The 23,865-nt window shown below is 72.0% G+C and carries 18 protein-coding genes and 1 pseudogene; 11 read left to right on the top strand and 8 right to left on the bottom strand.

The window, feature by feature from the left end; translation table 11 throughout:
• Positions 1–344: 344 nt before the first annotated feature.
• The 3 genes from F5972_RS09950 to F5972_RS09940 all read left to right on the top strand — a co-directional run bounded on the left by F5972_RS09950 (position 345) and on the right by F5972_RS09940 (position 4,446).
• On the top strand, positions 345–2,225 hold the full coding sequence (locus F5972_RS09950; protein ID WP_191910039.1) for an HNH endonuclease: 1,881 nt from the start codon (positions 345–347) through the stop codon (positions 2,223–2,225).
• 210 nt (positions 2,226–2,435) lie between these two features.
• Positions 2,436–2,933, top strand: a complete 498-nt coding sequence (ybaK, locus tag F5972_RS09945; RefSeq protein ID WP_150933113.1) for a Cys-tRNA(Pro) deacylase — start codon at positions 2,436–2,438, stop codon at positions 2,931–2,933.
• 76 nt (positions 2,934–3,009) lie between these two features.
• Complete coding sequence (locus tag F5972_RS09940; protein WP_225311313.1) at positions 3,010–4,446, top strand: amidase; 1,437 nt, start codon at positions 3,010–3,012, stop codon at positions 4,444–4,446.
• 34 nt (positions 4,447–4,480) lie between these two features.
• Here F5972_RS09940 and F5972_RS09935 read toward each other — a convergent pair whose 3' ends face one another.
• Positions 4,481–5,449 carry an ArsR/SmtB family transcription factor gene (locus tag F5972_RS09935; protein ID WP_150933112.1) on the bottom strand — a complete coding sequence of 323 codons (969 nt, stop codon included), beginning with the start codon at positions 5,447–5,449 and terminating at the stop codon, positions 4,481–4,483.
• A gap of 68 nt (positions 5,450–5,517) precedes the next feature.
• Complete coding sequence (locus tag F5972_RS09930; RefSeq protein WP_150933111.1) at positions 5,518–6,006, bottom strand: hypothetical protein; 489 nt, start codon at positions 6,004–6,006, stop codon at positions 5,518–5,520.
• A 99-nt stretch (positions 6,007–6,105) separates the two neighbouring features.
• Between F5972_RS09930 and murA the strand changes: the two genes are divergently transcribed.
• Together murA and F5972_RS09920 are read left to right on the top strand one after the other, a co-directional pair.
• The gene (gene murA, locus F5972_RS09925) at positions 6,106–7,410 is read left to right on the top strand and encodes a UDP-N-acetylglucosamine 1-carboxyvinyltransferase (RefSeq protein ID WP_150933110.1); all 1,305 of its coding nucleotides are present in this window, start codon (positions 6,106–6,108) and stop codon (positions 7,408–7,410) included.
• A 52-nt stretch (positions 7,411–7,462) separates the two neighbouring features.
• Positions 7,463–10,189, top strand: a complete 2,727-nt coding sequence (locus tag F5972_RS09920) for a transglycosylase domain-containing protein (RefSeq protein WP_225311312.1) — start codon at positions 7,463–7,465, stop codon at positions 10,187–10,189.
• A 282-nt stretch (positions 10,190–10,471) separates the two neighbouring features.
• On the opposite strand, the gene F5972_RS37955 is transcribed toward F5972_RS09920, so the two are convergent.
• Both F5972_RS37955 and F5972_RS37950 read right to left on the bottom strand, forming a co-directional pair.
• Positions 10,472–10,732 (bottom strand): chorismate mutase, encoded by a 261-nt coding sequence (locus F5972_RS37955; RefSeq protein ID WP_225311354.1) that lies wholly within the window; start codon positions 10,730–10,732, stop codon positions 10,472–10,474.
• A gap of 432 nt (positions 10,733–11,164) precedes the next feature.
• Positions 11,165–11,587: pseudogene (locus tag F5972_RS37950) on the bottom strand (chorismate mutase); the annotation flags it as partial.
• A 357-nt stretch (positions 11,588–11,944) separates the two neighbouring features.
• Here F5972_RS37950 and F5972_RS09910 point away from each other — a divergent pair.
• Positions 11,945–14,521, top strand: coding sequence for a serine/threonine-protein kinase (locus F5972_RS09910; protein ID WP_150933108.1), 2,577 nt, complete (start codon positions 11,945–11,947; stop codon positions 14,519–14,521).
• An 85-nt stretch (positions 14,522–14,606) separates the two neighbouring features.
• Here the strand turns inward: F5972_RS09910 and F5972_RS09905 are convergent, their stop codons facing one another.
• Complete coding sequence (locus tag F5972_RS09905; protein WP_150933107.1) at positions 14,607–15,098, bottom strand: hypothetical protein; 492 nt, start codon at positions 15,096–15,098, stop codon at positions 14,607–14,609.
• 198 nt (positions 15,099–15,296) lie between these two features.
• Positions 15,297–16,070 (bottom strand): MerR family transcriptional regulator, encoded by a 774-nt coding sequence (locus F5972_RS09900; RefSeq protein WP_150933106.1) that lies wholly within the window; start codon positions 16,068–16,070, stop codon positions 15,297–15,299.
• A 202-nt stretch (positions 16,071–16,272) separates the two neighbouring features.
• On the opposite strand from F5972_RS09900, the gene F5972_RS09895 reads away from it, so the two are divergent.
• The gene (locus F5972_RS09895; protein WP_150933105.1) at positions 16,273–16,971 is read left to right on the top strand and encodes a GNAT family N-acetyltransferase; all 699 of its coding nucleotides are present in this window, start codon (positions 16,273–16,275) and stop codon (positions 16,969–16,971) included.
• Positions 16,972–17,008: 37 nt separating this feature from the next.
• Here F5972_RS09895 and rpsD read toward each other — a convergent pair whose 3' ends face one another.
• Complete coding sequence (gene rpsD / locus F5972_RS09890; protein WP_150933104.1) at positions 17,009–17,623, bottom strand: 30S ribosomal protein S4; 615 nt, start codon at positions 17,621–17,623, stop codon at positions 17,009–17,011.
• Positions 17,624–17,689: 66 nt separating this feature from the next.
• Here rpsD and F5972_RS09885 point away from each other — a divergent pair, with 66 nt between their 5' ends.
• From F5972_RS09885 to F5972_RS09870, 4 genes are all read left to right on the top strand, one after another.
• Entirely contained in the window at positions 17,690–18,409 is a 720-nt protein-coding gene (locus tag F5972_RS09885) for a DUF2470 domain-containing protein (protein WP_150933103.1), read from the top strand.
• Between the two features lie 167 nt (positions 18,410–18,576).
• Positions 18,577–20,433 (top strand): cellulose binding domain-containing protein, encoded by a 1,857-nt coding sequence (locus F5972_RS39600; RefSeq protein ID WP_150933102.1) that lies wholly within the window; start codon positions 18,577–18,579, stop codon positions 20,431–20,433.
• 139 nt (positions 20,434–20,572) lie between these two features.
• Complete coding sequence (locus F5972_RS09875) at positions 20,573–21,724, top strand: sensor histidine kinase (protein WP_150933101.1); 1,152 nt, start codon at positions 20,573–20,575, stop codon at positions 21,722–21,724.
• Complete coding sequence (locus F5972_RS09870; protein WP_150933100.1) at positions 21,721–22,359, top strand: response regulator; 639 nt, start codon at positions 21,721–21,723, stop codon at positions 22,357–22,359. Before F5972_RS09875 ends, F5972_RS09870 begins: the two co-directional genes overlap by 4 nt.
• A gap of 6 nt (positions 22,360–22,365) precedes the next feature.
• Here the strand turns inward: F5972_RS09870 and F5972_RS09865 are convergent, their stop codons facing one another.
• Positions 22,366–23,796, bottom strand: a complete 1,431-nt coding sequence (locus tag F5972_RS09865) for a M1 family metallopeptidase (protein ID WP_150933099.1) — start codon at positions 23,794–23,796, stop codon at positions 22,366–22,368.
• Positions 23,797–23,865: the final 69 nt, after the last annotated feature.

The following is a 23,865-nucleotide window of genomic DNA, read 5'->3' as shown; positions in this document are numbered from 1 at the left end:
TGAACCATCGTCCCGGGACGGCACCGAGGTCCCAGGCCTATTCGCCGCCGTCCGGCACGTGACGCCCCGACGCACCCTCGCTCATCAGCCTGCCCACCCCAACGCGCCGCAGCGCTCTGCCCATCGCACTCATGCCGGCGCAGTTGCGACTCTCCCCTGCTGCGGGCTGTTCCAAGTGTGGCTACGACATGGAGCGAAAAAGGCAATTAGGAAGAATTCCCCGGAGAATTGATTCGATCGACGACAACCTGCAGCTCCAACAATGTAGCTGGCAAGGCTGTTCTCGCCAGCAGGCGCATGGGAGAATTCATACAGGGTTTCGAATTAACAAACGGGGAGGTGCCATGGGTCTGTTCGGCTTTGGCCCTGGCGACCTTCACCGTTCGAATAATTGTGACGACGCCGAGCACGAAGCAACCGGCAGTGGGACGGCCGGTCCTGGCGCGGGCCGCGGATACAACAGCAGCGGATCGGATTGCGGATCCAGCGACCATGGATTCGGAGGCACCGGATTCGGGGGTACCAGGGCTTCGGCGGACTCGGACACCGACGGTCGTAGCAACCACCGGGAACGGTCGTCCTGGATGCTGGTGGCATCGTTGCGCGAGACGGCGCAGGCGTTGGCGTTGATGCCGGCCCCGGATGCGCCGGAGATTTGTCTGGCCGAAGCCGAGGACCTGCTGTTCGCCCGCGACCGCATTATGAGTGCGCTGGCCGAGCGCGTCGGCCGCGTACATCGAACGGGACAGGCCAAGCAGCATGGGCATGCCTCGACGCGGACCTGGTTGCGCACCGCTGGGGGAATGAGCACGCCTGAAGCGAGTCGTTTGCTGACTCTCAGCGAGGAACTGACCCGTCTGCCCGAGGTGGCGCGGCGGTTCGCCACAGGCGAGATGGCGGCCGGGGTGGCGGAGGCCATCTGCGCCGCGACGGCCGGGCTGTCGGATGACAATGCCGCGCTGGCCGAGCCGATTCTGGTGGAATTGGCTGAGAAGGCGACCGCGGCGGAGGTATCCAAGGCGGGACGGTATCTGCGGGCGCTGCTGGACCCCGACGGTGAAGAGCAGGATGAGCAAGCCGACTACCAGCGGCGCTTCATGACGGTACGCCCTACCAAGAACGGCGGAGTGGAAGGGCAGTTCTACCTTCCCCGCGAGGCGGCCGCGCGCCTGATGACGTTGCTGCAGACCTATGGCAAGCCCAGAGCCGAGGGAGATGACCGGCCGCGACGGGTACGCAACGCGGACGCGTTCATCGCACTCCTCGGGCAGAAGGTCGCCGCTGAGCTTCTCGTGATGGTCAGAGCGGAGTCCCTGCCCAACGACCCCGTTCCCGCCGACGGCACTGGTTCCGCCGACGGCACTGGTTCCGGCAAGGGACCGGCCCCCGCCAAGGGTCCCGTTTCCGGCAAGGGGCCCGTCCCTGAGGGCGGCCCCGTTCCCACCGGGAATCCGGTTCCCGCGAAGAAGGCCGAACCCGACTGCTCTGGGTGCAGCGGCTCGGACGACACCGCTGCGGCCGATGACGATCCTGCTGGCCCGGTATCCGGTGACAGCCCCCAATCCAGGCGCGTCCAGCCTGCCCATGGCGACGGCGTTCCCGCCCCCGCCGCCGGTGTCTCCGCCACCCCTGCCCCCGCCACGACCAGCCCCGCCGCCGACGGCGCATCGGCGGCCCAGCAAGGTTGGCCCGGACAAGTCAGGCATGAGCAGACCACGGCCTCAGGAGCAACCCCGGACGAACCGGAAGGGACACCAGACGAACCGGAGGGAGGGCCGGGTACACCGACGGCTTTGGCGTGGGCGCTGCTCGGGACCGCACCCGGGCTGTTGCTGGCGACCGGGCAGATGCTCCCCCTTGCCAGCGTGCATCGTCTGGCTCGCACCAGCGCCCTGGTCCGGATCGTGATGGATGCCGACGGGCAGGTGCTCGACATGGGCCGCAAGGTCCGCCTCGCCACGCCCGCCCAGCGCCGGGCGGTCTTCGCCCGGTACGCCACCTGCTGGGTCGAGGGCTGCCCCCTGCCCGCCACGATGTGCGAGATCGACCACGCCGACAACTGGAGCAGCGGCGGGCTAACCGACCTGAAGCTGCTGGGACCGGCCTGCCAGTTCCACAATCGTGACCGCTACCGCCGTCCCGGCCGCTACTTGCGCCGGAAGGTCGGCGAAGATCGCTGGGCCTTCACCTTCCTTGGCCGCTTCGCCTTCCGGCAACGCGAGTGAGCCCGCTGGTACGGCCGGCCCTGGCCCGCCTGCTCGGCTTTCCGGCTGTCTGCCTCGGCCAGTTCGGCACGGGCAGGCTCGGCGTGCAGTCGTGGCCGGGCGAGTGCGAAAAGCGGCGGGGACGGCGGGATGCGGCGGCAGTAGGGACGGCAGGGGCACTGGGACGGCTGGGACGGGAACGTCGGTGGTGCCGCCGTTAGGCTTGCGGTCGTGAGCAAGACCAAGAGCAAGGGCGGCCAGAGCACTCCGGCGACGGTCGCCCTCACGCAGGCGAAGGCGGAGTTCACCCTCCACCCCTACGACCACGACCCGAACGCGCAGGCGTACGGCGAGGAGGCGGCCGACGCGCTCGGAGTGCCGTACGAGCGGATCTTCAAGACGCTGGTGGCGGAGACCGAGGCGGGCCTGGCGGTCGCGGTCGTGCCGGTGGCGGGCAAGCTCGACCTCAAGGCGTTCGCGGCGGCGCTGAAGGGCAAGCGGGCGGCGATGGCCGACGCGGCCAAGGTCGAGCGGACCACCGGCTACGTCGTCGGGGGCATCAGCCCGCTCGGCCAGCGCAAGCGGCTGCCGACCGTGGTGGACGAGTCGGCGCTCGGCTTCGAGACCGTCTACTTCTCCGCCGGGCGGCGTGGCCTGCAGATCGAGACGGCACCGGAGAACCTCGTCCGGCTCGCGCAGGCGGTGACCGCCCCCATCGCCAAGCTGTGAACCTGTCGACTGTTGCCATCGCCGGTACGGCTCACCCGCCTCGACACTGGCGATAGCCGGAGGGATCGGGGGAAGTGTGAGCGAACACGGCGAACAGGCCGGCCACAACAGCGGGGCGGCGGACCTGACGGCGACGGAGATGGCCGCGCTGCTGCGGGCGCGGGAGGTGAGCGCCATCGAGCTGACGCAGGCGTGCCTGCGGCGGATCGAAGAGACGAATCCGCAGGTCAACGCCATCGTGACGCTTACCGCGGAGCGGGCGCTCGACCAGGCCGCGCGGGCCGACGAGGACCTCGCACGTGGCATGGTGCGCGGGCCGCTGCACGGCATCCCGGTCGCGCACAAGGACCTCGCCGACACCGCCGGCGTGCGGACGACGTACGGCTCGCGGGCGTTCGCCGACCATGTGCCCGTCGAGGACGATCCCCTGGTGCGACGCATCCGCGAGGCGGGTGGGATCATGCTCGGCAAGACGAACACCCCCGAGTTCGGCACCGGGTCGCACACGGTCAACGAGGTCTTCGGCGCGACGCGCAACCCCTACGACCTGTCGAAGAGCGCGGGCGGCAGCAGCGGCGGGGCCGCCGCGGCGCTGGCCTGCCGGATGGTGCCGCTCGCCGACGGTTCGGACATGGGCGGTTCGCTGCGCAACCCCGCGTCCTTCTGCAACGTGGCGGGCCTGCGGCCGACTCCCGGCCGGGTGCCGTCGAAGTCGCCGACGGCGGCCTGGTTCACGTTGAGCGTGGCGGGAGCGATGGCCCGTACGGCCGGTGACCTGGCACTGTTCATGTCGGCCATCGCCGGGTTCGACCCGGTCTCGCCGCTTTCGATCCGTGAGGACGGGTCGGCGTTCGCCGAACCGCTGGACATGGACCTCACGTCCGTCCGGGTGGCCTTCAGTCCCGATCTCGGGGGCCTGCCGGTCGACCCGCGTACCGCGGCGGCGACGGCGCGGGCGGTGGAGGCGCTGACCGGCCTGGGCGTGAAGGTCGAGCAGGTGGACCTGGACCTGTCCGACGCGGAGGAGGCCTTCCGCGTCTACCGGTCGTGGCACTACGCGCTCACCTTCGGCGACTTCCCCGAAGTGGGCCCCAACGTGGCGTGGAACGTGAAGCAGGGACGGAAGGTCACCGGAGCCGAACTCGGGCGGGCCGAGCGCCTGCGCACCCGGCTCTGGCACCGCATGCGGCGCTTCTTCGGCCGGTACGACTTCCTCGTGGCGCCCGTCAGCCAGGTGCCGCCGTTCCCGGTCGAGCAGCCGTACGTCACGGAGGTGGCCGGGGTGGAGATGCCCGACTACCTGGCCTGGATGCGCTCCTGCTACTGGATCAGCGTGCTGCACGCGCCCGCGATGTCGGTGCCCTGTGGTTTCACGTCCGACGGGCTCCCGGTCGGCCTGCAGATCGTCGGCCGGCCGTGGGCCGACATGGACGTCCTGCGCCTCGGGCACGCCTTCGAGCAGGCGACCGGCTTCTGGCGGACCGCTCCCCGCCTGCCCGAGCCGACCGGCTGACCGGCTGACCGGCTGACCGGCTGACCGGCAGGTGCTATCCGGCGGCGGCGTCGCCCCGCAGGAGGGCCTCTCCCAGCGGGGTCAGCGCGTGCAGGACGGCTCCGCCGGCCCGGGTCGTGGCGACCAGCCCGGCGTTGCGCAGGACCGTGGCGTGCTGGCTGGCGGAGGCGAGGGACACCCCCACCCGCTCGGCCAGGGAGGTCGTCGTCGCCGGATCGCGCAGCGCGGCCAGAACCGCCGCCCGGGTACGCCCGAGCAGCGGGCCGAGGGCGTCGGCGAAGCCGGTCCGGTCGTTGTGGCACAGCGGGTAGACCAGCACGGTGGGCTGGTCGGGCCGCCAGGCCAGCAGGGATGTCGGCGCGAAGTACGAGGGGACCAGCAGCAGCCCGCGGCCGCACAACGGGACGTGGTAAGCGAGCGGCGAGGGAATCTCCAGCACGGGAGGCCGCCAGCGCCACCAGGGATTGATCGTGGCGAGCAGCGCGTCGATGCCGCCGCGGAGCAGGGTCTCGGCGCGCAGGGAACGGTCGGCGGCGACACCGGCCTGGACCATAGGCCATATGGGGGCCAGTGACGAGCCGAAGTAGGCGTGCAGGTCGGCGGTGAGCGTCCGCCGCGCCGCGGCGTCCCCGGAGGCCAGCTCCCGCAGCCAGCGGCTCGGCCTCGGAGACGGGGGCAGTTCGCTCAGGTCGGCGGCGAGCAGCGTCGCGGGCACCTGGCCGACCAGCTCGACTCCGCTGGCGAAATCACGCGCCTCCGGCTGCAGCAGGAAGTCCGGGAGGAAGCCGTCGGGCGGGACCACCTCCAGGAGCACGCCCGCCCGCGCCGCCAGGCCGCCCTTCACCACGTGGCGCAGCCGCCGCAGGCCGGGGCTCGACCGGCTTCCCCCGCCCGGCCCGGTACGCAGCCGCCGCACGCTGAGGGCTGTTTCCAGCACCGCGTCCGGAGTGGCGGCGACGGTGATCTGGCGCAGGTCGGCGTCGGTGAACTCCAGTCTCAGCATGACACTGATCACGATACTGCCGGGAAAGAGCCGGCCCGCGGGCGTGAGGCCGCACACCGCCGGTGGCGTCAGCCTTCGCGCTGACGGTAGCTCACGGCGAACTCGACGACCCAGAAGACCGCGGTGGACAGCAGGGGCCAGGCGAACAGCACGCCGTACGCCGTCACTCCCAGGGACGTCGTGGTGGTGAAGCCGCCGGGTCCCGCCGCCTGGACGGTCCCCTTCGCGGACGTGCCGACCGTCAGGGCGACGTACCCGGCGAGCAGGCCGCCGGCGGCGAGCCCCACGAGCATCTCGACCGGCGGGTGGCGGCGCGACAGGACGTACCCCGCGATGCCGGAGGCCAGGCCGAACGCGCCGGTGACCACGGCGAACCAGCCGTCGGCCTCGATGAGCGACTGCGTCTCCGGGTCGACGGGCTGGCGCGTCCCCTCGAAGATCACGTAGCGGGTGGCGGGGGCGAGCACCGACCACACGTACCCGGCGACGACGCCGAGAAGGGCCAGCACCAGGACGGTCACGACGACGGTCGCCAGATTGCCCCTCACATGCCGCACCGTCCCGATAGTACTCACATAGCGATCGAATTCGGTCCCGTACTCTTGCAGGACCGAGTGCGGGGGACGCACGGCATGGGTGGGGCCAAGGGAGGCCGAGTGAGCGAAGAGGTTTGGCAGATCGACCCGTCGGGCCCGTTGCGGGGCGACGTGGAGGTCAGGGGATCGAAGAACGCGGTCTCCAAGCACATGGTGGCGGCGATGCTCGGAACCGGTCCGAGCACCCTGCAGAACGCGCCCGAGGTCGGCGAGGTGGGGCTGACCGCCGCCATGCTCGAAGCCCTCGGCATCCACGTGGACATCACCCCTGGTGAGATCACCATCGAGCGTGGCAGCGACATCCGGCCGCGGGTCCCGGAGGAGTACACCGGCCTCAACCGCATCCCGATCCTGATGCTCGGCCCGCTGCTGCACCTGGCGGGCGAGGCGTTCGTGCCGCTCGTCGGCGGCGACCCGATCGGGAGGCGGCCGGTCAACTTCCACGTCGAGGCGCTGCGGTCGATGGGCGCCGAGATCGAGGTCGGCGACAACGGCATCACGGCCAAGGCGGCCCGGTTGCGCGGCAGCCGCATCTCGCTCCCCTACCCCAGTGTGGGCGCGACCGAGACGATCCTGATGACCGCCGTCCTCGCCGAGGGCAAGACCGTCATCAAGGGCGCCGCCATGGAGCCCGAGGTGGTCGAGCTCGCGCTGTTCCTCCAGCGCATGGGCGCCATGATCGAGCTCAGCCCCGACCGGCGCATCGTCATCGAGGGCGTCGAGCGCCTGCACGGCGCCTCCACCTGGCTGGCCGGCGACCGCATCGAGGCGTTCTCGTACCTCGTTGCGGGGCTGGTGACGGGCGGCGAGGTGCGGGTGCACGGCTGCCACCAGGACCGGCTGGTCACGGCCATCACGACGCTCGCCAGGATGGGCGCGCGGTTCGAGATAACCGACGACTGGCTGTGCGCCTCCGCCCCGGACGGCCTGCGCGCGGCGGCCGTGCAGACCGACACCCACCCCGGTTTCATGACGGACTGGCAGACGCCGCTCATGGTGCTGTTCACCCGCGCCGAGGGCATGTCGGTGCTGCACGAGACGGTCTTCGAGAACCGCCTGGTGTACGTACCCGCACTGCAGAAGATGGGCTGCGAGATCGAGGTGTTCGCCCAGTGCCTCGGCGGGCCGGCCTGCCGCTACCACGACACCAACGCCAAGCACTCGGCGGTCGTGCGGGGCATCTCCAACCTGCGCGGGGCCGACGTCACGCTGCCCGACATCCGCGCCGGGTTCTCCGCGGTGCTGGCCGCCGCCGTCGCCGAGGGCACCTCGACCCTGCGCGGCGTCAACCACATCGAACGCGGATACCACAGGCCGTTCGAACAGTTCACCTCTCTGGGGTTGAAGATCAACAGGCTGACGTAAAGCTTTCCGCCTCCCGGGTTTGGGAGAACGCCGGAGGTCGCACTGATATCCCGTGACCTCTCGTCTCCTCGGCCACGCTGGTCTCGGGCGCGTCAGTCTCGGGCGCGCCCTCCTCTCGCTGAGCCTGTGCGGCGCGGCCGGAGGCGGACTGGTCGCCGGGCTGGTCATGCCCTTCGTGGGCGGGGCCGGCCTGGCGGCCAAGCGTGCCGCGTCCGCGTTCACCGAGCTGCCCGCGCCGCTGCGGGAGGAGCCGCTGCCCGAGATGACGCGGCTGCTCGACCGCGACGGCCGGCAGATCGCCCAGTTCTACTACCAGAACCGGCAGTCGGTGCCGCTGAGCGCGGTCGCCCCGGTCATGCGGCAGGCCATCGTGGCCATCGAGGACTCCCGGTTCTACGAGCACGGCGGCCTCGACCTCAAAGGCACGCTGCGGGCGCTCGTCACCAACACCCGGGCGGGCGGCATCCGGCAGGGCGGCTCGTCCATCAGCCAGCAGCTCGTCAAGAACATCATGCTGAGCCAGGCCGAGACGGAGCAGGAGCGCGCGCAGGCCCTCGTACGCACCTTCCGCCGCAAGCTGGACGAGCTGCGGTACGCGCTGGCGCTGGAGCGCAAGTACACCAAGGACCAGATCCTGGAGCGTTACCTCAACATCGCCTACTTCGGCGCGGGCGCCTTCGGCGTCCAGGCGGCGGCCCGGCGGTTCTTCGGGGTCGACGCCGCCGACCTCACGCTGACGCAGGCGGCCACGCTGGCCGGCGCGGTGCGCACGCCGTACGACACCGACCCGTCCCTGGGCGACGACCACAGAGGGCGGCTGCGCGCCCGGCGCGACCTCGTCCTGAGCCGGATGGCCGAGCTCGGGCTGATCGGCCGGGACCGGGCCCTCGACGCTGCGGCCGCGCCGCTGGCGTTGCACCTGCGTCCCGAGCCCGGCGGCTGCGCGGGCAGCGCGTACCCCTTCTTCTGCGTGTACGTCGAGCGGGAGGTGCTGACGAACCCCGCGTTCGGCTACACCAGGGCCGACCGGGAGCGGCGCCTCCAGAGGGGCGGCCTCACGATCTGGACGACCATCGACCCGGCCGCGCAGCGGGCCGCGGACCGGGCCCTCGCCGCGCGGGTCAGCCCGCGCGACAACCAGGTGGCGTCCGAGACGATGATCGAGCCGGGCACCGGACGCATCCGTGCGATGGCGGTGAGCAAGCGGTACGGGCGCAACCCGCACGACCGCGCCCTCGGGCGCAACACCACCTACAACCTCGCGGCCGACGTCGCGCACGGTGGCGGCCTCGGCCTCCAGGCGGGCTCGACGTTCAAGGTGTTCACGCTGACCACCGCGCTGAAGCAGGGAATGCGGTTCGGCGACGGCTTCACGATCCCCGGTTCGTACGTCCCGTCGTTCGGCTACCGCGACTGCTCGGGCCGGGCGGTGAACGACCCTCACACGGTCATCCACAACGCGGGCGGCGAGGGCGGCGGCGGGCCGTACAGCCTGGAGATGGGCACCTGGCAGTCGGTCAACATCTTCTACATGCGGCTGGAGCGCGAGGTGGGGCTGTGCGACGTGGTCGCGACGGCCCGGTCGCTCGGCATCCGGCGCGCGGACGGCACGCCGCTCCGCGAGGTGCCGACGTTCACGCTGGGCGCCAACGAGATGGACCCCACGACCGTGGCGGCGGCGTACGCGGCGCTGGCCGCGCGCGGCCGTTACTGCAGGCCGATGGCCATCGCGGCGGTGGTGGAGCACGACGGCACGCGGACCGAGGTGCCGCCCGCCTGCGTGGCCGCGTTGGAGCCGGCCGTCGCCGACGCGGTGAGCCACGTGCTCACGGGGGTGTTCACCAAGGGCACGATGCGCGGGCAGTCCATCGGCCGCCCCGCCGCGGGCAAGACGGGCACGAACAACGGTTACACCTCGGCCTGGTTCGCGGGGTACACGCCCAGCCTGGCCGCCGCCGTCAGCGTCGGCGACATCCGCGGCTCCTACCGCTATCCGCTCACCGGCGTCACCATCGGCGGCCGGTACTACGGCTCCGTGCAGGGCGCCTCGCTGCCCGGCCCGATCTGGGTGGACTCCATGCGCGCCGCCCTGCGGGGCGTTCCGGCGCACGGCTTCACCCCGCCGGACATGTCCAGGTTCGGCGGCGGCTTCACGCCGGGCCTGAAGGAGGCGCTGGAGAAGCAACGCAAGAAGCAGGAGAAAGAGAAGAAGAAGCGGGAGGCCGAACACCGGCGGCACGACGACGCCGCGTCCCAGGCGGGCGGGCCGGCGTCCGGAGGCACGGGGACCCCCGGGAGCCGGGCCACCCCCGCGCCCGGAAACGGCAGCCATCCCCTGGCCGCCGGAAGGCTCCCCTTCTCCGCCGGAAACGGCCGGGTTCCTTTGGGCTCAGGAGGCGGCCGGGCGGCCGCCGCCGTTTCCCCGATGCGCTTCCCGGCGGCCGGCCACGATTTCTCCCAGACCTTCGCCCGGATGTTCAGCCCTGACGTAGCCCGCACCTTCGCCCGCGTTTTCGGCCACAACCCGGCGGTCGCTTCCACCGCCCACACGCCGGTCCGTGGCCCCGCTCGCCGCACGCCCCGCCGTACGGGTTCGGTCGGCGCGCCGGCGGCCACCGGCAGGACGAGCAGCAGTACAGGCAGCAGTACGGGCGGCGGTGTGGGCGGCAGCACGGGAGCCAGGAGAGACGGCAGTGCGCGGGGCAGGACGAGCGATGCCCGCCTCTACGCCGCTTCTCCGCGACACACCCAAGAAGACACCCGGCGAAACAGGCACTGAAGCTGACGCTCATCGGCACCTGTGGAGCACGCACGAAGCAGGCCGTACGTGTAGGGGGAGTCGCGGCGCGGGGCACGGCGTCGGCGTTGTTACCGCGAGGCGGCTTCACCCCCGGCCGGGGTCACCGTCACCGAGTGCGCAGTGGAGCCTGACGCGATCAGTGGGAGTCGCGGCGCGGGGCACGGCGTCGGCGTTGTTACCGCGAGGCGGCTTCACCCCCGGCCGGGGTCACCGTCACCGAGCGCGTAGCGGAGCCTCACGCGAACAGTGGGGCCCGGGCGCTCACATGCCGTCTGCGTCCCGGTCCCGGGCTCGCTCCTCCTCCGCCGCGTGCAGGCCCGCCTCGATCACCGCGTTCATGATCGGCGCGAGCCGCCGTACGCCCAGGCGGGGAGCGCGCCGCGCCATGCCCGCGACCAGGCGGCGCTCGCGCTCCATGTCCCGTCCCTGGAAGCCGCCGACGGGCTTGAGCCGCTGGATCCGCGCGGCCAGCAGGGCCCGTCGTTCGAGGAGGACGGCGAGGGCCGCGTCCACCCGGTCGATCTCCCCCCGGGCCTCGGTGAGGGTCCGCGGGGACTGCGGACGGACGAGGGCCGCGAGGACGGTCGCCGCCTCGTCGGCCGCCGCGCGCGCTTCGGGTGGTGCGGCGGGGTCGAGCAGCAGGCCGTCGGCCCCCGCCGCGACGGCCGCGCCCGCGAGGCCGCCGTCGCGGCCCAGCGCGGCGAGCACCGGGCGGCCCGTCCGCTCCCGCGCGGCGCGCACGAGCGCGAGGTCGGGCGCAGAGCGGAAGGCTGAGTCGAAAGCCGCGTGGGCGGTCGCGTCGGGAGCGAGGCCGAGTGCGAGGCCGGCGCCGGAGTTGGAATCGGAGGCGGAATCAGAGGCAGGGCCGGAGTCGGGGGCGGGCGCGAGATCGGACGGCGAAAGGTGGGACGGCGGCAGGTGGGACGCGGTGCCGGCCGGTTCCGTACGGCCACCGCTCTCGCAGAGCACGATCGCCTCGTTGCCCTCGGCCGCGCAGTCGTCGGCGGCGGCCAGCCACTCCTCCAGCGTCGCCGCCCGTCCTCGCTGATCGATCCCCCGCTGGAGGATCACGGGCAGCCCGAGCCGGGCCGCGGCGCGGACGAGACCGGGGTCGCGGGCCCAGGCCGGCCCGATCACCACCGCGTCGGCGTGCCTGGCCACGGCGGGCAGGTCGGCGGCCGAGAACGGCTCCACCAGCAGCGGCCCGGCCCAGCGCGCCCTCGCCTCCCCGGCAGTCTTTCCGGCAGCCCCGGAAAGCCCGGAAGGCCCAGCCGCTCGGTCGGATCGGGCGTCTGATGAGTCGCCGTCGGCGGGCAGACGCAGCCAGCGGGCGTTCTCCCCGCCGATCACCACCACGGGGAGCCCGTGACCGATCATCAGGTCGCCGATCCGTACGGCGTCTCGGTCGAGCTGGGCTGTCTTCGACATGCGGGCTCCTCGCAGGCCGGGAAATTCCGGCCAGAAAGCTCTGGCCAGCGGTTCTGACAACGAAAAAGGCAGAGACGCTGGCGTCCCTGCCTCAAGCCGGCTCCGGATGGTCGCTAGCTCACGATCGCGACCGGCCCTCCCGGAACCGGCCTCGTAAACGAGCTGTACCTACCCATATCTAGGACCTTAGCAGCGACGGGCCACGACTCGAACCGATTTGTCTCGGATCTCGGGATGGCGAGCGGTGGGAGCGGTTGATCCCTTTGCCATCCGTGGGACGATTCATGGGTCCAGGAAGGGGTTCGAGTGGCGCGTGCGGAAAGCCGGCTCGTCGGAGGCCGGTACCAGTTGATGGAGCCGATCGGCCGGGGTGGCATGGGAGTGGTCTGGCGGGCCCACGACCAGTTGCTTGACCGCCCTGTCGCGGTCAAGGAGGTCCGCTACGACAGCGCCATGGGCGACGAGCTCAGCGACCTCAACCGCCGCACCATGCGCGAGGCCCGCGCCGCGGGGCGTCTGACCCATCCCAACGTGGTGGTCGTCCACGACGTGATCGAGGAGGACGACCGGCCCTGGATCATCATGCAGCTCGTGCAGTCCCGGTCGCTGGGACAGGTGATCAGGGAGGACGGCCCGCTGTCCCCCGAGCGCACCGTCGAGATCGGGCTGCAGATCCTCGACGCGCTGCGCGCCGCCCACCGCCAGGGCGTTCTGCACCGGGACGTGAAGCCGGAGAACGTGCTGCTCACGGATGACGGCCGGGTGGTCCTGACCGACTTCGGCATCGCCCGGCTCGAAGCCGACAACACGATGACCCGCACCGGCCTCGTCGGCACTCCCGCCTTCATCGCCCCCGAACGGCTCCGCGGCGAGGCCGCGCAGCGCGAGTCGGACCTGTGGTCGCTCGGCGCCACGCTCTACACCGCGGCGGAGGGCAGGCCCCCGCACGACCGGGGCATGGCGATGGCCACCATGCACGCCGTGCTGAACGAGGACCCCGCCCCGGCCCGCCGGGCGGGCGCGCTCGGTCCGGTGCTGATGCGCATGCTCGCCAAGGAGCCCGCCGACCGGCCGGGATACGACGAGCTCGCCCGGCAGCTCAAGCGGGCGGCGCGGGACCTCGCTCCGCCGCCGGCCCGGTCCGACGGCCCGTCCGCGCCCGGTTCTTCCTCCGCTCCCGCGGAGGCCGCCGCGCCTGCTTCGCCGCGGCCCACGAAGCCGGAGGCGTCCCCGAGCCCGAAGTCCCAGACCCGGGAGCCCCAGTCTCCAGAGGCACAGACCCCCGAGGCACAGCCTCCGAAATCCCAGCCTCCGCAGTCCCGGACGTCCGCGTCCAGGTCCGAGCCGGGCAAGGCCTCCCGGGGTGTGACGCCGTACCCTCCGGCCGCGCGGCGCGACGACCCTTCCCCGGCGTCCAGCCGGAACGGCGACGGGCCGGACGCCAAGTCCGGCCGGAACGGCGACGGCACGGGTCAGTCGGCGGGTCAGTCGGCGGGTCGTGGAGTGGCCGGCGACATCGCGAGCCCGGGTGAGACCACCTCGCCCATCCCTGTCGTCCAGGACGACGACTCCCCCGGCTCGGCCGAGGCCGTCTCGGCTGAACCTGGCTCGGCTGAGGCCGGCCGGGGCGAGGGCCGTACAGGGCAAACGGCCTCGGACGCGGCCGGGCGGCCGAACGAGATGCCGGAGACCGGCGTGCAGGCCGCCCCGCCCGCGCGTACGAAGCCCTCGGCCGGCCGGCGGGACGAGGCCGGGAAGAACGGCGAGCCCGCCGCTGGCCGGGGACGGCCGCAGGAGGCGGGCGCGCGCGACGGCAGCACCAGGATCTCCCCCGCCGTCGGCGGGAACTCCGCCGGGAAGCCCACCGGACAGCCCACCGAGGAGACCACGAAGGACCCTTCGAAGAGGACGTCGTCACGTCCGGCCGCCGCGTCCGGAGCGGCCGCGGCCACCGCGCGAGACGGCGCGAGCGAGCATCGTCGTACGGACGCCAGGGCGGGCACCACAGCGGACACCGCAGCGGCCGCCCTGGGTACGGGCGCCGGAGTGGCCGGCGTCGGCACAGGCATCGGCGGAGCTCAGGGGGCGCCTGCAGCGTTCTCCCAGGAGGGGGCCGTCTGGCAGCACGACACCACCACGACGCCCGGCACGTCGCGCGCGCCCGGTGGCCTGCTGAAGGCCGCGCTGATGCTCGTCGGGCTGGTGGTCATCGTGGGTGTCGCCGGCTACCTCGGCGTACAGGCGGGCAGGAGCGGCTCGGAGGAGAAACCCTCCTCCGGGTCTGCCGCAGGCCCGGCCGAGACGGGGAAGAACACCCAGGAGGCCACTGCCGCGGCGTCGTCCTCGGCCGCGCCGTCCTCCGCCGAGCCGTCCGCGACCCCCTCGGAGGAGGCGACGGCCTCGCCGTCCCCCAAGCCCTCCAAGAGCTCCGAAGCCCCCGGGCCGGGGGACGTCCCCGACGGCTGGCACAAGTACAAGCACTCGAGCGGCTTCTCGCTCGCGCTGCCGAAGGGATGGCACGTCGACGGCAGCGGCAACGGCGAGGTTCGCTTCCGCGGTGACTCGCACACCTATCTGGAGGTCCACCACACCTCCAGTCCCGAGTCGGACGCCCTGAAGACCTGGCGGCGCGACGTGCCGGGAATGAGCGGGAACTTCCCCGGCTACAAGCTCGTCGAGATCCGGGAGGTCAAGGACTTCTGGAAGACCGCGGCCGACTGGGAGTTCACCTTCGGCGACAGCCGGTTCAGGTCACGCGTGATCGACCGCGGATTCGTCACCGACAAGAACAACGGCTACGCGCTGCTCTACAAGACCCAGGACAAGGACTGGAAAAAGAAGAAGAAGACCTTCGAGACCATCGCCGCCACTTTCAAGCCTTGAGCAGCGACCGCCGGACGCGCCACCCCATGACCGCCGGGCACCCCTACTCGGGCCCGGCGGTCACGGCACGGCGGCGGGATGCGGGTCAGGGCTGGCCGACGTAGTCGACGAGGACAGTCGCCGCACGGGCGGTCCAGCTGGTGGGCATGGGCGTGAACGTCACCTTCCCCGACCCGTAGCACGGCAGCGTCGCGGTGACCGGGATCTCGGCCTTGACCCCGTAGTAGCGCAGCGCGAGCGCCCGCGAGACGGTCGACGGGTCGCCCAGGTCCACTGTGATCGTGGTGCCGCCGCCGCCGGTGTAGCCGGCACTCGCCGCCGACGACGAGATCGCGAGGGGCCGCACCTCCACGCTCTGCCCGGCGAGCGGATGACCGGTCTGTCCTGGGTATACCGGCCCGAAGCACGCCATCTTGATGGTCGCGTGACCGGTCTGACCATTGACGTAGCCGTAGAAGTACTGGTTGGGGGCGATGGGAGCGGGGTCGATGACCTCGGCCGAGGCGGGGAGCGCGGTGGCCGCCACGAGGGCGGCGGCGGCCAGGGGGACGAGGCGCGCTACGGCGGTGCGGAACACGGGACCTCCGGCGGACGACAGGGACGGGGGCGTGCGACCCGCACGGTAGGCCGGTCCTTCCGGCGGGTCAACGCTCCGGCTCCCCCGCTGGATCCGGGGCTCGGGAGACGCGGCGGACCCCGTGAAAGGTTCACCCCGCCCGCACCCCGACGACCGCCTCCGGCATCCGGCGCGGCCGGACCGGGTCTGGTGACGGGCTCAGCCCGCCCGGCGGGCCTGCTCCAGGTAGGCGACCAGGCCGGACATCCGCTCGGCCGGCCAGGGCAGGTTCGCTCCGATCTCCGCGCTGTTGTCCCGCCACATCCTGCGGGCCGCCGCCGCGGTCTCCGCGCCTGCGGGCCCTTCCGGATGGAACCGGCCCGCCAGCGCGTCCCAGCGGCGTACGAGGTCCCGGGCCCGCGGGTCGTCCGCGGGGATGCCGTCGGCCAGGTGCCGCAGGCCCTCCTCGACGAGGCCGGCCCACTCGCGCCTGGCGGCCTCGACGCCCTCGGGGCCCAGCGCGTCCCGTCGCTCCGTGAGCCGGCCGCGCTGCTCTTCAGTGAAATATGTCTCGAACACTGACATGACCTCCAACGTCGTCATCAACCGATCCGGATCGGGGCCGTACGGGTCGCCGGTCTGCCGGAGCAGGTCGCCGATCCGCTGCCGCAGCACGCCGATCCGTTCGGCGTGCTGGTCGAGCTTGCGCAACTGCTCAGCGAGCAGGTCACGCAGCGACTCCGGGTCGTCCGCCGCGCCCGCGAGGACGGCCGCGACCTCCTCCAGCGACAGCCCGAGCCCGCGCAGGGCCCGCACGCGGTAGAGCCGGCGCAGGTCACGTTCGGTGTACCGGCGATGGCCGGCGGCTGTGCGCTCGCTCGCGACGAGCAGTCCTATCTCGTCGTAGTGGTACAGCGCGCGCACGGTCGTCCCGGTCGCCCGCGCCAGTTCTCCGATGGACCACCGTCGTCCGGCATCGTCTGCCCCGCTCACGCCGGAAACGCTACGACCTCCCGCGACGGGAGGTTCAAGGGCCGAAAGCCGCTTGGGTGGCCGAAGTGGCGACGGTCCTGGCCTTCCACGCGCACCCGGACGACGAGGCGCGGACGGCAGGTCAGGAACCCGCCTGACTAGACTGCGGCTGGACGCAGGTCGCGGCCCGGCATGGAAGGCACTGAGCGGAAGGCACTGGGCGATGATCGACCGCGACACCGTCGCACTCGACGACCCGGTCGGCGAGTCGCTCCGCGGCCACCACGCGCACCTCGGCCGCCGGCTCGGCCGGGCGGCCGGCTACCTGCCGGAGGTCGCGAGCTTCTCCACGGTGTCCGCCGAGCCGGACCCGGCGGAGTGGGACGACCTCGCGCGCCTGCTCGGTCGCGGCGGGTTCGCCGACCTGTTCAGCTGCCCGGCGACCCCGCCCGCGGACTGGGAGCCGCTTTTCACGCTCGACGGCCTCCAGCTGGTCTTTCCCGCGAGCCCCGTCCGTGCCGATGTCGAGGCCGACTCGGAGATAGTCGAACTGGGCGCCGGCGACGTGCCGGAGATGCTCGATCTCACCGCGCGGACCCGGCCGGGACCGTTCTGGCCCCGCACTCACGAACTCGGCACCTACCTGGGAATCCGCGAGAGCGGCGCCCTGGTCGCCATGGCGGGCGAACGGCTCCGCCCACCCGGATGGACCGAGATCAGCGCCGTCTGCACCGCCCCCGAAGCGCGCGGGCGGGGACATGCCGCCCGGCTGGTGAACGCCCTGGTCGCACGCATCACCGCGCGAAACGAGCGCCCGTTCCTCCACGCGGCCGAAGCCAACACCTCCGCGATCGCCCTCTACGAGCGGCTCGGCTTCGCGGTCCGCAGGCGCGTGACCTTCCGCGGCTTCCGTACGCCGTGACAGACGCCGGTGTGCGGAGAACCGTAGGGCCGGGGCGTCAGCGGGAGTAGTGCTCGACCACGAGCTGTTCGTCCACCGGGACCACGATCTCCTCGCGCGCGGGGCGGCGCAGCAGGGTGAAGCGCAGCCCACGGTGGTCGACGTCCAGATAGGGGGCGATCCGTTCGTCGGCGTACGTTCCCTCGGCGGCGGCGACGAACGGCTGCATCCTCACCGACCGGTCCCGTACGGCCACCGACTGGCCCGGCTTCACCTGGTAGCTGGGAATGTCCACCTTGCGGCCGTCGACCGCGATGTGCCCGTGGTTCACGTACTGCCGGGCCGCGTAGATGGACGGCGCCAGGCCGGCCCGCAGGACGAGGGAGGCGAGCCGGGTCTCCAGGAGCGCCACCAGTTCCTCGCCGGACCGGCCGGGACGGCCGACGGCGAGGTCCCAGTAGCGGCGGAGCTGACGTTCGGACACGTCGTAGTACCAGCGGAGCTTCTGCTTCTCCAGTAGCCGCACGCCGTAGTCACCGATAGTGCGGCGGTTGGTCGCGCGGCCGTGCTCGCCGGGCGGATAGGGCCGGGCCTCGAAGTACTTCACCGCCTTGCGGGTGAGCGGAACGCCCGCCCGTCGCGACAGCCGCACCTTCGGTCCCGTGTAACGCATTACGCCCTCTTTCCAAGTTAGGTAAGCCTTACTAAGGTGAGCCTAACCTACATCGAAGGAGCTCCCATGCGGCATCCCGTCACCGCTCCCCCGGTCCCCGAGCGCGTACGCACTCTCGCGGCCCTGTCGGCGCCCACCCACGTCTCGGTCGCCGGGTCGGACGTGCCTACGGCCGCCGCCCGCGGCGGCGTGGACGGCAGGGGCCGGCCGGTCCTGCTGGTGCGGCCGGGCGAGGTTCTCTACGGCGCGCCCGCCGAGACCCTGGTGACGGTCGACCTCTCCGCGACCAGGGAGGTCGGCGGTGTCGAGCGGCCCCGCGCCCTGCTCAAGGTGCGCGGCTGGACGCGGCCCGTGCCCGCGGCGCAGGCCCGCGCCGCCGCCGTCGCCATCGCGGAGGCGTGCCCCGACGGGGACCTCTTCGCGGCCGTCGAGGGCGGTGCTCCCGCGCTGGTGCGCGTCGACGTCTGCCACGTGATCTATCTGACCGGCGGGGACTCGGGCGTCCTCGACGCCGAGACGTACCTCGCCTCGGCCCCCGACCCGCTGCTGCCACCGGCCGAGCGCATGGTGCGCCACGTCAACGGGTCCCACGCGCAGCAGCTCAGGGAGGCGGCGGAGAGACTGACGGGCGAGGCGACCCCCGGCGAGGTGTGGCTGTGGGAGCTGGACCGCTACGGCGCCACTCTGCGGCCGGGACCCGGCCATCTCATCCGGGTCCCCTGGGCGGCGCCCGCCACGACTCCCGAGGAGCTCGAACACGCCCTGGCCTGTCTGCTGTCGCCGTGACATGACCATGACGGCATGATGAAAGTTGCAACTCCATACGAAATCGACCCCAGGTCAGGAGGTTGCGAGGGGTCTTCTCGTTGACCGTACGGGGCGGCGGGGAACAGGATGCGGCTCGATCTGCGCCCGGCACGGGCGACAGCGCGATCGCTCGAAGGAGCTCCTCCATGCACGCCTCGCTCACAGGCCGGCGGCGCGTCGGACTGGCCCTGCTGACGTCCGCGGCGCTCGCCGCCGCGTCGGTCACGGCCGTCACCGTCGCACCCGCGTCGGCCGCGACATCCGCCACCGTGACGGTGAACACCGGCACGAGCCTGGGCACGATCCCCGCCGCGGGGCACGGGGTCAACGTCGCCGTCTACGACGGGAACATGAACAGCGCCCCCATCGCGGGCCTGCTGCGCGACGCCGGTTTCACCGCCGTCCGCTACCCCGGCGGCTCGTACGGCGACATCTACCACTGGAAGACCAACACCGCCGACGGCGGCTACGTGGCGCCGAACACCGACTTCGACACCTACATGGGCACGGTGCGCTCGGCGGGCGCGCAGCCGGTCATCATCGCCAACTACGGCTCGGGCACCGCCCAGGAGGCCGCCGACTGGGTGAAGTACGCCAACATCACCAAGGGGTACGGCGTCAAGTACTGGGAGATCGGCAACGAGGTCTACGGCAACGGCCACTACGGCTCGGGCTGGGAGCAGGACAACCACTCCGACAAGAGCCCGAAGGCGTACGCGAACAACGTGCTGCAGTACATCTCGGCGATGAAGGCCGTCGACTCCTCCATCAAGATCGGCGTGGTGCTCACCACCCCGGGCGGCTGGCCGGACGGCATCGTCGGCTCCGGCGACAGCGCCGACTGGAACAACACGGTCATGTCGATCGTGAAGGACAAGGCCGACTTCGTCATCGTCCACTGGTACCCCGGCGCCACCTCGGCCGCCGACAGCCTCGGCAAGGTCTCGCAGATCTCGACGATCACGAGCACGGTCCGCTCCCTGATCTCCAAGTACGCCGGGAGCAGGGCGTCGAGCATCGGCATCTCGGTGACCGAGCTGAACCCCAGCTATCAGCTGACCACCGCGACCGCGGCGCTGTTCGCCACCGACAGCTATCTGACGTGGTTCGAGAACGGCGCGATGAACCTCGACTGGTGGAACCTGCACAACGGGACCAGCCAGGGCCCGGCCACCGGCGACGACGGGACCCCTGACTACCACGACGAGGGCATCCTGTCCTCCGGCGCCTCCGGCGAGCCGGCGGCGAACACGCCGTTCCCGCCGTACTTCGGCCTGTCGATGGTGGGCAAGGCCGGGTCGCCCGGTGACACCCTGGTCAAGGCGTCCTCGTCCACCTCGCAGCTCGCCGCGCACGCCGTGAAGACCTCGAACGGCGTCAACGTCGTGCTGATCAACAAGGACCTGAACAACTCCACGACGGTGTCGCTGTCCTACTCCGGCTTCTCCCCCGGCAACGCGGCGACCGTCGTGCAGTGGCGCAAGGGCGCCACCTCGATCAGCACGAGCAGCGCGTCGTCGGCCACCTCGATCACGCTCCCGCCCTACTCGGTGACCGTGCTCAAGGCGAGCGGCGGCGGCACGTCGTCGCCCTCCCCGTCGCCGTCGCCGTCCGCCTCGCCGTCCCGCTCGCCGTCCGCCTCGCCCTCGCCGTCCCCGTCTCCGTCGGTCTCGCCGTCGGGCTCCCCCAACCCGGGCCAGGGCTGCACGGCGACGTACACGGTGACCAACTCCTGGCCCGGCGGGTTCCAGGCCGAGGTGACGGTGAAGAACACCCGGACCAGCGCGATCTCCGGCTGGACCGTCGGCTGGTCGTACCGCAACGGCCAGACGATCAGCTCCTCCTGGAACGCCACGGTGTCCCAGTCGGGGGCCGCGGTCACCGCGAAGAACGTGAACTACAACGGCTCCCTGGCGGCCGGCGCGTCCACGTCGTTCGGCTTCACCGGCAACGCGACCGGCGCGAACGACGTGCCCTCGCCGGTCACCTGCTCCGCGAGTTAGACCCGCTCCCCGTGCCTCTCACCCTGCCCCGCACCTGCGATCGCGGGCGGGGCACGGGTGTGCCTGCGGCGGCGGCATGACTCCGGTCATGGTCCCGATGGCGGGTTGCATCCGCCCCGTGGCGATCTAGGGTCGGAGCATGGCGGGTTTCGACTGGCTTCGGGACGCCGACCGGCCGTTCCTGTTCAACCTCGTGTTCTGGGCGGTCACGGCGGTCATGGCGGCCGGCCTCGTGCAGGCGGTGCTGCTCGGCGTCGGCAGCGTCCTGGAGTATGTGCTGTTCGCCGCCAACCTCGGGCTGGTCGTGGCGCTGTGGCCGCTGCTGCCCTGGGACCGGGCGGAGGGCCGCCGCTGGGCGGCCCCGCTGTTCCTCGTGGCGACCACCATGCTGGGCATCAGCGGCGCCTACAGCACCCAGCTCCCCCTGATCCTCATCGCCGTGGCCAACCTGGCCTTCATCTACAGCATGCGGGCCGCGACGATCATCCTGTCCTGCCTCGCGGTGGTGATGTTCGCGGCGGTCCCCCTGATCTTCCACAAGACCGTGCTCGACGGCCTGCAGGAGATGGGCCTCGGCGCGGTGCTCGCGGCGTTCGTGCTGGGCATGACCTCCTCCACGCTGGCGGCGCGGCGCAGCCGGGAGGAGGCGCGGGGGCTCCTCGAACGCATCAGGGAGCTGGCCGTCGCCGAGGAGCGGGCGAGGATGGCGGCGGAGATGCACGACTCCGTCGGCCATCACCTGACCGTCGTCAAGATGGGCCTGGAGAACGCCGAGCGCTTCCGGGAACGCCGCCCCGACGCCGCCTGGGAGGAGGTCCGCCAGGCCAAGGAGCTCACCGTCGAGGCGCTGGCCGACGCCCGGCGCTGGGTGCGCGCGCTGCGTCCGCTCGCGCTGGACGGCCGGGTGGGCAGCGCCGCGCTCGAACGGCTCGCCGCGTCGTTCGACGGCACCGGCATCAGCGTACGGTTCGAGGTGCGGGGCGAGGAACGGCTCCTCACGCCTGACGTCGAGCTCGTCCTCTACCGGGTGCTGCAGGAAGGGCTCACCAACGCGCTCCGACATGCCGGGGCCGAGCACGTGCGGGGCACGCTCACCTTCGGCGACGACCGGGTCGTGCTCGTGGTCAGCGACGACGGGAAGGGCCGGGACGACCGGTCGTCCGGCGGCTTCGGGCTGACCTCGCTGTCGGACCGGGCCAGGGCGCTCGGCGGCACGCTCACCGGCGCCAACGCGACGCGCGGCGGGTTCGAGCTGCGCGCCGAGCTGCCGCTCACGGAGGTCGTGGCATGACGCGGGTCAGGGTGGTGCTGGTCGACGACCAGGCGCTCATGCGGCAGGGGCTGCGCAAGCTGCTGGAGGTCGAGGACGGCGTCGAGGTCGTGGGCGAGGCGGCCGACGGGTACGAGGCGCTGCTGGTCATCGGCGAACGCCGCCCCCACGTCGCGCTGGTGGACATGCGGATGCCGGGCATGAACGGCGTGGAGCTGATCACCCGCCTGGCCGCCGAGCACCCGCAGGTGGCCGTCATCGTGCTCAGCACCTTCGACGAGGACGAGTACATCTTCGGCGCGCTGCGCGGCGGCGCGACCGGTTACCTGCTCAAGGACTGCTCGCCCGAGGAACTGGTCACGGCCGTCCACCGGGTGAGCCGCGGGGAGACGGTGCTGGGCAGCCCGGTGGCCGCCCGGCTGGTCGCCGAGCTGCGGCAGCTCCCGCTGCAGGGCTCGGCCGGCTTCCCCGGGCGGGAGCTGTTGTCGGAGCGCGAGCTGGAGGTCGCGCGGATGGTGGCCGCCGGGGCGGCCAACCGGGAGATCGCCGCGCGCCTTTCGATCAGCGAGGGCACGGTGAAGAACCACGTCTCCAGCGTGCTGCGCAAGCTGGGCCTGCGCGACCGGATCCAGCTCGCCCTGCGGCTCCGATCGTGAACCGGCTCACCAGGCGGTGGGCTTGCCCTTCTGGTAGAGCCACACGTCGAAGAACGCCTTCAGGTCCAGGCCCGAGACCTTCTCCGCCGCCCTGACGAAGTCGGCGGTGCTCACGGTGCCGTACCGGTGCTCGGTGGCCCAGTCCCTGACGAGTTTGAAGAACGCGGGGTCGCCGATCTTGCCGCGGAGCGCGTGCAGCGTCATCGCGCCCCGGTTGTACGGCACGTTGCCGAACATGTCCTCCGGGCCGGGGTCGGCCGTGACGATCTGCCAGAACGACGAGGTCGCCGCGCGGCCGTAGTTGCTGGAGCTGTTGAACGTCTGCTGCGCCGTCGCGCCGCCGCTGTGCTCGGTCCACAGCCAGGTCGCGTACGTCGCGAAGCCCTCGTTCAGCCAGATGTCGGACCACCTGCCGAGGGACACGCTGTCGCCGTACCACTGGTGGGCGAGCTCGTGCGCCATCGTGCCCACGCCGGGCGCGCTGGAGAAGATCGGCTTGGTCTGGCTCTCCAGGGCGTACCCGACGTCGGGTGCGCGGTCGATGATCGCGCCCGCCGTGTCGAACGGGTACGGCCCGAAGACCGAGGAGAAGTACTCCAGGATGTCGGGGATCCGGGCGACGGCGTTCGCCGACTGCGTCACCAGGCGCGGGTCCACCGCCGTGTAGACGGGGATGCCGCTGGGAGTGGTCGTCTCGCTGACGACGAAGTTGCCCAGGGTCACCGTGGCGAGGTAGGTCGCCATCGGCTCGGTCGAGTCCCAGACGAACGTGGTCTTCGCGTTCTTGGTCGTCTTCGAGATCAGGCGGCCGTTGCCGACGACCGTGACGCCCTCGGGGACCGTCGCGCGGAAGGTGAACGTGGCCTTGTCCTTCGGGCTGTCGTTGGACGGCAGCCATGCCGGGGCCCCCTGCGGCTCACCCGGCACGAACACGCCGTCGTCCGTCGGCACCCAGCCCTCGATCGACTCGTCGGGGTCGGTGATGACCGGCGGCGTCCCCCTGTACGCCACCGTGACGGTGAAGGTCTCCCCGGTCTTGAGCTTCGGCCGCGGGGTGATCACGAGCTCCTGCCCGTCCCGGTGGAACGCGGCCGGGTGCTTGCCGACCTTGAGAGACGTGATCTCCGGGCCGCGGAAGTCGAGGTCGAACTGGTCGAGGTCCTGGGTGGCGACCGCGGTGATCACCGTCGTGGCGTCCAGGATCCTGTTGGCGGGGTCGTACGCGAAGGTGACGTCGTAGTGCCGCACGTCGAACCCGCCGTTGCCCTGGTCGGGGAAGTACGGGTCACCGAGCGAGGGGGCGCCGGCGGAGTAGCGCGGCTCCCCGGGGTTTCCGGGCGCTGCGAGGGAGGCGGTCGCCTGGGTCGCGGTGAGCAGCGCGGCCGCGAGCGCCGCGCCGCCGAACCGCGCCGCCCGGCGGGTACGAGGCGATGTCATGGGGATCCTTTCGATACTTCCGGCTCGGTACTTCCGGCAGGACCGGGCGGCCGGAGGCCGGCCGCCCGG

It is taken from the genome of Microbispora cellulosiformans (genome assembly GCF_008728085.1).
GTDB classification, from domain to species: Bacteria; Actinomycetota; Actinomycetes; order Streptosporangiales; family Streptosporangiaceae; genus Microbispora; species Microbispora amethystogenes.
This window is presented reverse-complemented; position numbering and strand designations above follow the sequence as displayed.

Excerpts from the sequence above, each read along its gene's own strand:
- F5972_RS09950 (WP_191910039.1), top strand. The coding sequence starts at position 345 with ATGGGTCTGTTCGGCTTTGGCCCTGGCGACCTTCACCGTTCGAATAAT.
- F5972_RS09935 (WP_150933112.1), bottom strand. The coding sequence starts at position 5,449 with ATGCTGAGACTGGAGTTCACCGACGCCGACCTGCGCCAGATCACCGTC.
- F5972_RS09895 (WP_150933105.1), top strand. The coding sequence starts at position 16,273 with ATGATCGACCGCGACACCGTCGCACTCGACGACCCGGTCGGCGAGTCG.
- rpsD (WP_150933104.1), bottom strand. The coding sequence starts at position 17,623 with ATGCGTTACACGGGACCGAAGGTGCGGCTGTCGCGACGGGCGGGCGTT.
- F5972_RS09885 (WP_150933103.1), top strand. The coding sequence starts at position 17,690 with ATGCGGCATCCCGTCACCGCTCCCCCGGTCCCCGAGCGCGTACGCACT.
- F5972_RS39600 (WP_150933102.1), top strand. The coding sequence starts at position 18,577 with ATGCACGCCTCGCTCACAGGCCGGCGGCGCGTCGGACTGGCCCTGCTG.
- F5972_RS09875 (WP_150933101.1), top strand. The coding sequence starts at position 20,573 with ATGGCGGGTTTCGACTGGCTTCGGGACGCCGACCGGCCGTTCCTGTTC.
- F5972_RS09870 (WP_150933100.1), top strand. The coding sequence starts at position 21,721 with ATGACGCGGGTCAGGGTGGTGCTGGTCGACGACCAGGCGCTCATGCGG.
- F5972_RS09865 (WP_150933099.1), bottom strand. The coding sequence starts at position 23,796 with ATGACATCGCCTCGTACCCGCCGGGCGGCGCGGTTCGGCGGCGCGGCG.